Annotated in this window: 9 protein-coding genes; all 9 read left to right on the plus strand. The window is 35.4% G+C overall.

What is annotated here, in order from left to right; genetic code table 11:
• Positions 1 to 151 precede the first annotated feature (151 nt).
• Positions 152 to 700, plus strand: coding sequence for a putative phage tail protein (locus Q5O86_RS10425; RefSeq protein WP_102366101.1), 549 nt, complete (start codon positions 152 to 154; stop codon positions 698 to 700).
• Between the two features lie 2 nt (positions 701 to 702).
• Entirely contained in the window at positions 703 to 2,118 is a 1,416-nt protein-coding gene (locus Q5O86_RS10430) for a leucine-rich repeat protein (RefSeq protein WP_302627089.1), read from the plus strand.
• Positions 2,119 to 2,128: 10 nt separating this feature from the next.
• A complete protein-coding gene (locus tag Q5O86_RS10435; RefSeq protein WP_302627090.1) occupies positions 2,129 to 2,557 on the plus strand; it encodes a hypothetical protein in 429 nt (142 codons plus the stop codon).
• Complete coding sequence (locus Q5O86_RS10440; RefSeq protein ID WP_302627091.1) at positions 2,550 to 2,690, plus strand: XkdX family protein; 141 nt, start codon at positions 2,550 to 2,552, stop codon at positions 2,688 to 2,690. Before Q5O86_RS10435 ends, Q5O86_RS10440 begins: the two co-directional genes overlap by 8 nt.
• 287 nt (positions 2,691 to 2,977) lie before the next feature.
• On the plus strand, positions 2,978 to 3,967 hold the full coding sequence (locus Q5O86_RS10445) for a hypothetical protein (protein WP_302627092.1): 990 nt from the start codon (positions 2,978 to 2,980) through the stop codon (positions 3,965 to 3,967).
• Between the two features lie 97 nt (positions 3,968 to 4,064).
• Positions 4,065 to 6,083, plus strand: a complete 2,019-nt coding sequence (locus Q5O86_RS10450; protein ID WP_302627095.1) for a CHAP domain-containing protein — start codon at positions 4,065 to 4,067, stop codon at positions 6,081 to 6,083.
• Positions 6,080 to 6,403 (plus strand): DUF2577 domain-containing protein, encoded by a 324-nt coding sequence (locus Q5O86_RS10455; protein ID WP_102366098.1) that lies wholly within the window; start codon positions 6,080 to 6,082, stop codon positions 6,401 to 6,403. Before Q5O86_RS10450 ends, Q5O86_RS10455 begins: the two co-directional genes overlap by 4 nt.
• Positions 6,403 to 6,816 carry a DUF2634 domain-containing protein gene (locus Q5O86_RS10460; protein ID WP_302627093.1) on the plus strand — a complete coding sequence of 138 codons (414 nt, stop codon included), beginning with the start codon at positions 6,403 to 6,405 and terminating at the stop codon, positions 6,814 to 6,816. The genes Q5O86_RS10455 and Q5O86_RS10460 overlap by 1 nt, the downstream gene beginning before the upstream one ends.
• Positions 6,813 to 8,328: baseplate J/gp47 family protein (locus Q5O86_RS10465; protein ID WP_302627094.1), on the plus strand; the 1,516-nt coding region annotated here is incomplete at its 3' end. The genes Q5O86_RS10460 and Q5O86_RS10465, both read left to right, overlap by 4 nt.

Below are 8,328 nucleotides of genomic sequence, written 5' to 3' on the forward strand. Positions count from 1 at the left end.
GAGAACATATTGTTACGGGATTCCCGTCAACTGTTGACCCGTCTTCATTATATCTTAATATACAGCTTTCTGACAATCCACAACATACCAATGATATAGAAACGTATATTAAAAATGTGTCTGCGGTATATATAACGGAGTAGGTGAAAATATGGGGAAAATATACACATTAAAATATTTGCCTGAATTCTTTCATGACATAATTGATTTTGCCGAATTATGCAAAACGTATGACGTTGAATTTTTGCTTCTCGAAAAAGAAATTGAAAAGTTATTAAATAACTTTTTCTTTAATTTTTTAAACGAGCAAGGGTGTAAACGCTGGGAAGACATATTAAAAATATCTATGCGTGAAACTGATACGTTAGAAGACAGAAGATTTAGAATAAAGTCTATATATTTTGGAGATACGCCATACACGGAAATAACAATGCTGGAAAGATTAGAAATGCTTGTAGGCAAAGGAAATGTTACTGTTAGTATAGATGTAAAAAATTATAAAGTTACGGTCAGATTGTCATTGAGCAGAAAAAACCAATTAGCAGAAATTATAAAAATGATTGAAAAAATGGTGCCGCTTAATATGATTATAGATGTCAAGCTGTTATATAACACCTATGAGACTTTAGGATTATATACGCATGATTATTTAGGTAGATTTACACATTATGCGCTGAAAGAAAATGTTTTGGGAGGTTAGACATGGCTACAACTACAAAAATATACGGTTTAAAAAAACCGTCATTAACAGATGTTTATAACATTATGGATTTTAATAACAATTTTGATAAAATTGACACTGTTTTAAATACAAAAACAGAAATAGAAGATATAGGGACACTGAACGGCACCGAAAGCGTATTTAATACACAAATAAGTCCAGGTTTTTATAAAGGAATATGGAATAATCAGTCCATGAAGCAAAAGGGAGATTTTACGCTTTTTGTTTTTGATGTCTCCTCTACTAATACGGCAGAAGATACAAAGGAAACAGTAGTAATGCAAGTTTTATTTCATGAAAATCAAGTCTCGGTCCGTTTGGGTGTGTTAGGTGTTCCGGCGAATTGGGGTAATTTCTCTCCGATAGCAACAATGTCTAATATATCAAACATAGAACAAAAGATAGGCAATTTATCAAATCTTACTACAACGGCTAAAACAAATATCGTTACAGCGATAAATGAGTTGATAACGTCAATATCAAAAAAAGCGGATAAAGTTACAAATAACGGATTTGTAGCCGGAGGAGCGGAAGCCGGAAAAGTCGGCAGTATATCAATTGGAAGCGGTATAAGCTCCACCGGAGAATATGGAATAGCAATTGGAGCCGGAGCGGAAGGTACAAATGATAGTGTATCAATAGGTCATGGGTCAATTGCTTCCGGGATTGATTCCGTTGCAATAGGAGATGTTGCGGAAAGTTTGGCTCAAAATGCTGTGCAAATTGGAAACGGTAGTAACAGTGAAAGTGAAAGTCTGCAATTCAGGAGGTATAAGATAGTTAGATATGACATTACAGACGATAGATATTATCTTAAAGATGTGGGTCAACTGGGGAGATTATATACAACTAATCAATCAAGCATTGTAGATGCTATTAATGAATTAGAAAATGAAGTAGAAAATAACACAGCTGAATTACTATCCAAAATAACAGAACAAAATAATAGCTTGATTATGCTGATACAAATGCTTGCTAATACTGGGATTAACATAGTTCCATTACTCGAAATGCTGGGCAACACTATTACGGTTATTTCAGATACTGTAACTCAGATGTATCAATATTCGGATAATTATAATCCTGATAATAAACTAAAAGGAATTGTTTATGCACCAAATCTTGAAACAGTTGAATCACGTTCAATTGATGATAATTCGGGTATGACAACAATAATCATGCCAAAAGTCAAGACAATTAAAAGTCAAGGCTTTTGGGCTAGTTATGGACTTAAAACGGTCTTTATACCTAATAGTTGTACATCTCTTGCCACTAACGCATTTTCTGTGTGTGGAAATTTAACTAACATATATATTGATAATGTCGAAGGTACATTTGGAGATATAGCAGCAGATTCAAGTTTGCCTAATTTAAAAGTTACATATTTAAGAAAGTGAGGTGTCTAAAATGAAGTATAGACTTATAAATGGTATTTGCCATATATGCAAATATAAAACGGTTGTAACAAATGAGCATGGTACAAAACTTGAATTTTATCATTTGGACGAAGTTGAAGCTAATCAGTCATTGGAACTGCACCAGCAAATCAGCGACTTGCCAGCGGAGATTGTTCCCCTTGATGTGTCAGAAATACTGTGGCTTGAGGGCAGAAAATTTACGACCGAATCTCAAGTTATGCAGGCTTATGAAATGGGAGAAACAGAATATATAAAATACCTTTTGGAAAAATCCCGTCTTAACAATGCAAATCTGCTTAATGAAATTAAAACATTGGGTCAAGCTCAGACTGATTTAGAGTTAGAATTAATCGAACAGGGACAATACATAACAGACCTCGAATTACAACTTTTGGGAGGGGGTGAAAACAATGTATGAAAAGATTAAAAACAGATACGAAAAAGGATATGTAACCAATAGTCAGCTTATGCGTTATATATCACTCGGAGTATTGACGGAAAAGCAAGCAGAAAAAATTAAGGCGTTGGAGAATAATAATTATGATAATTGATTATAAAGTTGATTCGCAAATTTTACGCAGAACCAGCAGAAATTTAATAGTGGCGGACAGCATAAAATATTTGGCTGTCCGTTTTAATTTTAAAAGGAGACGATAGCGGAGAACTTGGGTTGACTGATGACATGATACGTCAAATTTGTATTTTTGCCCGAGCTGGTATTTTCGGAAAAGATTGTCCTACACCTGAAAACTATATCCCGTTATGATAAATGTAATTGACAATATTTTTCTCATATGATATATTAATTACAATATATTATATGGGAGGTAATAAAAAAATGTATTGTGAAAAATGCGGAAAAAAAACTAAAAAAGGAGAGCTATATTGTAGCGGTTGTGGCAATGAATTAAAAAATAACAACAATTCAAGCCAAATACAACAAGATTCATCGACTAAAAATACAAACAATATGTTTAAATCAGCAAATAGCCAAAATATAAAAGTTTCTTTAGGTGCCAAAAAAGTAATAAGTATTGTACTAATAGCTTTTAGTGTTTTGATGTTTCTTGTTTTTGCAATGACTAAAAGTCTAGGGGAGGGGTCTCCTTTTTTAGTAATATTAATTGCTATTGATTTAGTGGTGTTACTTTGCAGGACAAAACAACAGAAGAATAATGGAGTAAAGAGACGTGGTGGGATAATTACTCTTGTAATTGCTTTAGGTCTTATATTTTTCGTGGTTTGTATTGTAAATTTTGCTAGCACTGAAAACAGTGTCAATACAGTTAAGCATAGCAATCTTGCAATAACAGCACAAGCAACTGAAGAGCAAGCAACAGCGATTGACAGTATCTTGGCGCAATGTGGAATTGAAGAAATAGGTGATGTTAATCATGATGAAATGTTAGACCATGACGGACTTATTGGTTACAGAATGACAGCAAATAATATAAAAAATATAATTGTCTATACAACACAGGAAAATCAAATTGTTACGCTAAAATATGTAGATAAAGTGTTATGTGAAAATGGTATTCCAGTTGATAATATAAAAAATTATACGTTGACAGATTCGGAAACAAATGATTTGATGTATAATACAGAGCAGATAATAAAAAGTATATTAAAATCACCATCAACAGCTAAATTCCCAACTATCTTGGACTATAGTTTTTCAAAAAACAAAGAAGAAATAACAGTTCAGGCGTATGTTGATTCTCAAAATAGTTTTGGCGCTATGATACGTAGCGAGTTTAAAGTTACATATACACCGGATGGGAAGTCAGTGACATCAGTAATAGTAGACGGGCAAGAATATTATAAATAAATATTTGTGAAGACACCTGAGAGGGTGTCTTTTTTGTTAAAAGAGGTGAACAAAACTGGCTACGGCAAAACAGTTAGTAGAAATCGCAGAAAAGGAAATAGGATACACTGAAAATAGCGGTGTATACAAAGAATATGATAGTACCGGTGACCCGTGGTGTGCGTATTTTGTGTCTTGGTGTTTAAAAACAGCCGGAATCAGTGTTTATGGAACTCAAGGCGCAGCGGCGGCTTTTGCATACATGGCAGAAAATGAGGGAAAGGGTACATTTCACGGTAAAGGAAGTGGCTATTCACCAAAAATCGGGGATTTGTTTTTAGAAGATTATAACGGGGTTGATTGGGCTTCACATATAGGAATAGTAAGAACGGACGCCGCAAATGGAAGTTTCTCAAGTGTGGAGGGAAACTTTAGCGATAGTGTTGCTTCTAATACCCGCAATGTTTCTGATTACTGCTACGTAACGCCGCCGTTTAACGGTTTAAACAGCAGCAAGCCGTCACTGAATTTAAAAACATGGTCTGATATTGTTACAGCGGATAAATTGAACGAAATATTTAAGGGCGGACTTGCAAATCAGGGGAAATTATTCTGCGAAATATGTATAGCATATCAAGTTAACCCTGCATTTGCGGCTTCTATAGCATGCTTTGAAAGTTCTTACGGTGATTACGGACCTGCTGAAAGGAACTATAATTTCTTTGGATATATGTCAGGAAGCGGCTCTATGATATTCACAAAATTTGACAGCTTGGAGCAAGGCTTGACTAAATGTATATCTAATATATCACGAAATTATCTACATCAAGGATTAAATTTTAAACAGATACAAGAAAAATATTGTCCTGTTGGAGCAGCTAACGACCCATACGGCACCAATAATCAATGGTATGGGGGCGTATCTGCTGTATATAAGAATTTGACAGGCGGAGATGTAGCGAGCGCAGATTTGGGAAGCGGTGTTGAAAGTGACAGCGAGGGACAAGATAATCTCGCTAAAATGCGAAGCGGTAACTATTCGATTGACGGTTCGGACAGCGGCGAATGTAACAATTCAACATCTGTTCCTATAACTTCCGCACAAACTATGTCATATATAGGCGCAAGTGTTGATTTTAGAGAAAACCCTCTTAACAGCAAAAAGATGCTGAATCAGAATAACATAGAGCTATATATAGTAGGTGCAGAAGGGGCGATATATAAGCCTGTTGTAGTTGATGAAATAATATGGGAAACGGAAGCATACGGAAGTCCGGCACAATTAGCATTTACGGTAATCAAAGATGAATACGTATCATTTGAGGAGGGAGACCAGGTTATATTTAAGTATCGGGGTGCACCTGTATTTTATGGATTCATATTCCAAAAACAACGGACTAAGCAACATCACATAAAAGTAACTGCTTATGACCAAACGAGATATTTTAAGAATAGTGACTGTTTTGTGTTTGAGGGCTGTACAGCTACAGAAATAATAAAATCTATTTGTAATGATTATAAAATAGCATATGGTCAGCTTGAGGACACAGGCGTTAAATTACCCCTTACAGTTTGTGATAATATTCAGGTTTTTCAAATAATTGAGGACGCATTAGATTATACGGTAGCCCATGGCGGCTATCGTTTTTTATTATGGGATAATTTTGGCTCGCTGGTTCTGGCTCCTAAATTCTGGTATAAGAAAAATTATGTTGTGTGTGACTTTACAGCACAAGATTTTGATTATACAACAACTATAGACGAGGGCACTTACACAAGGGTTAAATTATATTACGATAATGAGCAAACGGGAGTAAGAGAAGTATACATCAGAGATAAGTCTGCTGAATATCCAAAATATGGAGTGTTGCAATATTGTGATACTCTTGACGAGGGAGAGGACGGAGCCAAAAAAGCTGATGAGATTATAAAAATAACAACAAATAAAATAAGAAAACTTGATATAAAAGGCGCGTTAGGTGATGTAACAGTAAGGGGGGGAACACAGGTATATATTGAATTTAATTTAGGTGATGTAATTCAAAAAAAGTGGATGGAGTGTTTTAGCGTTAAACATACTTTTAAAAATGGAGAGCATTTTATGGATTTACATTTAGTAGGAGGGCAATTTATATGATTGATATAACGGAATTTACAAGGGCGGTAAAACGTGTTGCCGTTCAGGCTGTTAAAGAAACAGTTCCGGCTAACGCTGTGTTTGGAACAGTTGTTTCTGCCGAGCCGTTGCAAATAGATGTTGGATATGAAAAACCTATAAGCGGAAGTCTTATAATACTACCGCTATGTTTTGATAAAAAAACATATACAACTACAAGCAGCGGTAGTCCGCCGCATAGACACACAATAGAAATTGATAACAGCCTAAAGGTAGGAGACAAAGTTGCACTGCTTAAAATGCAGGGCGGTCAAAGACATGTTGTATTGGGGGTTGTGTAATGTTACCAATTATATCTACGCCTAGAGAAAAAATTATTGATACTAAAATAGTTATATACCCCTCTAAAACATATGAAATAGATTGGGAAAACAAATGTATAGCTGGGTCAATTGACGGCGTAAAAGCGTTACAGCAATCAATACACTTAATTTTACTAACTCAAAGGTATCGTTATCCAATATATAGTTGGGATTATGCTACAGATATTGACCCTCTATACGGTATGAGAAAAGATTTTGTTGTGCCTGAACTGCAATGTAGAATACGTGAAGCATTATTACAAGATGATAGGATAACGGACATTATAGATTTTAAAATTAACCATATAGAAAGAGGCAAATATGATGTTAGTTTTGCGGTGAAGAACAAAATATCAGATACGCTCTACATAAATGAGGTGATAGAAGCATGATTACTAGCAACTATGATTTTGGAGATATAACAAATAGAATGTTGCAAAGAGTACCAAGTAAAATTGATAAAAGACAAGGCTCATTGATTTATAACGCTGTAGCCCCGGCAAGTTTGGAATTTGCAAAAATATATCTTATGTTACAAGCAATAGAAAAAGAAGCCTTTCCCGATACTGCAAGCATAGAATATTTGAAGAGACATGCCAAAATGAAAAATTTATCTCTTAATGAAGCCACTTATGCCATTGTTAGGGGTGAATTTAACAAGAAAATACCTGAGGGAACACGATTCAGCTTACAAGACAGCGAATTAAATTATATAGTAATGTCTGAAAGTCCCAAATGGGATGGGGACAATGCACGGTTATATTATTATTTGATGATGTGTGAAACAACCGGGAGTAAAGGCAATCAAACCGGAAACTTAATACCCATAACCGACATAGAAGGATTAACTGTTGCTAAAATTGTTGGCATTGCTACTTATGGTACAGACACAGAGACTACGGAAAAATTTAGGAACAGATATTTTGATACTATTTTAAACCCACCTTTTGGCGGCAACCGTGCTGACTACAAGAGATATATCAGGTCTATAAATGGTGTAGGAGCTTGCCGATTGATAAGAACGCCATCAGGCGGCGGTACTGTTGGCGTTATTATCTGCGACAGCGAATATAACGAGCCGTCTCACGAGTTGGTTGGCAGTGTGCAAACGTTAATTGACCCGGTTGTTAACAGCGGCAACGGTTTTGGAATGGCACCAATAGGACATAGAGTTACTGTATCAGCTGTAGAAACGGTTGGAATAGAGGTTATTTCCAAAATTGAGTATCAAGAGGGTTATACCTGGAACGATATAACTGAAAGTTATCAAAATACTATATCAGATTATTTTGCTGAATTAAACGAATCATGGGGAGATATAGACCCTGATAATATAGTCGTTAGAATGACACAAATAGAACAAAGAATTTTGAATTTGAATGGGGTTTTAGACGTTGTTGATATAAAATTATATCCTTATGGAGAGAACGCGACTACAAATAATTTTTCGGTGCCTGACGGCAAACTTGTCTCTAATTGCTCTACAGGTTGGGAGCCGTTGTCGTTAAATGCAGGGGTAGAAGCCAAAATATCAAAAGACCCATCAGGAAACGGAAATGCTGTTAAGTTTTTATGCGGCTCAGACGTATATGGAAACGGTTGGTCTTATGATATAGCTAGACTTCTTGATAAAAAGCCAACAGATTTCATAGAGGCAACGGGATATTTAACTGTCTCGTTTGAACTTTTTCAGCCTGAAAACAGTAGGGGATTAGGTAATTTCTATATTGATTTGAGCGGTAATAAAATCATTAAAAACAGCGACGGTGGAAACACATATACATACGGACGGTTAAGCGGTTATGAACCAAATACAACTGAAATAAAAATTATTGGCGGTAGTGCTAAGACGAGCGACGGTGTGGATAAGGTGCACATAGCAAATGAAAAAGTTTTGGGAAATT

Source organism: uncultured Eubacterium sp. (genome assembly GCF_937958975.1).
Lineage (GTDB): Bacteria > Bacillota > Clostridia > Lachnospirales > Lachnospiraceae > Eubacterium_G.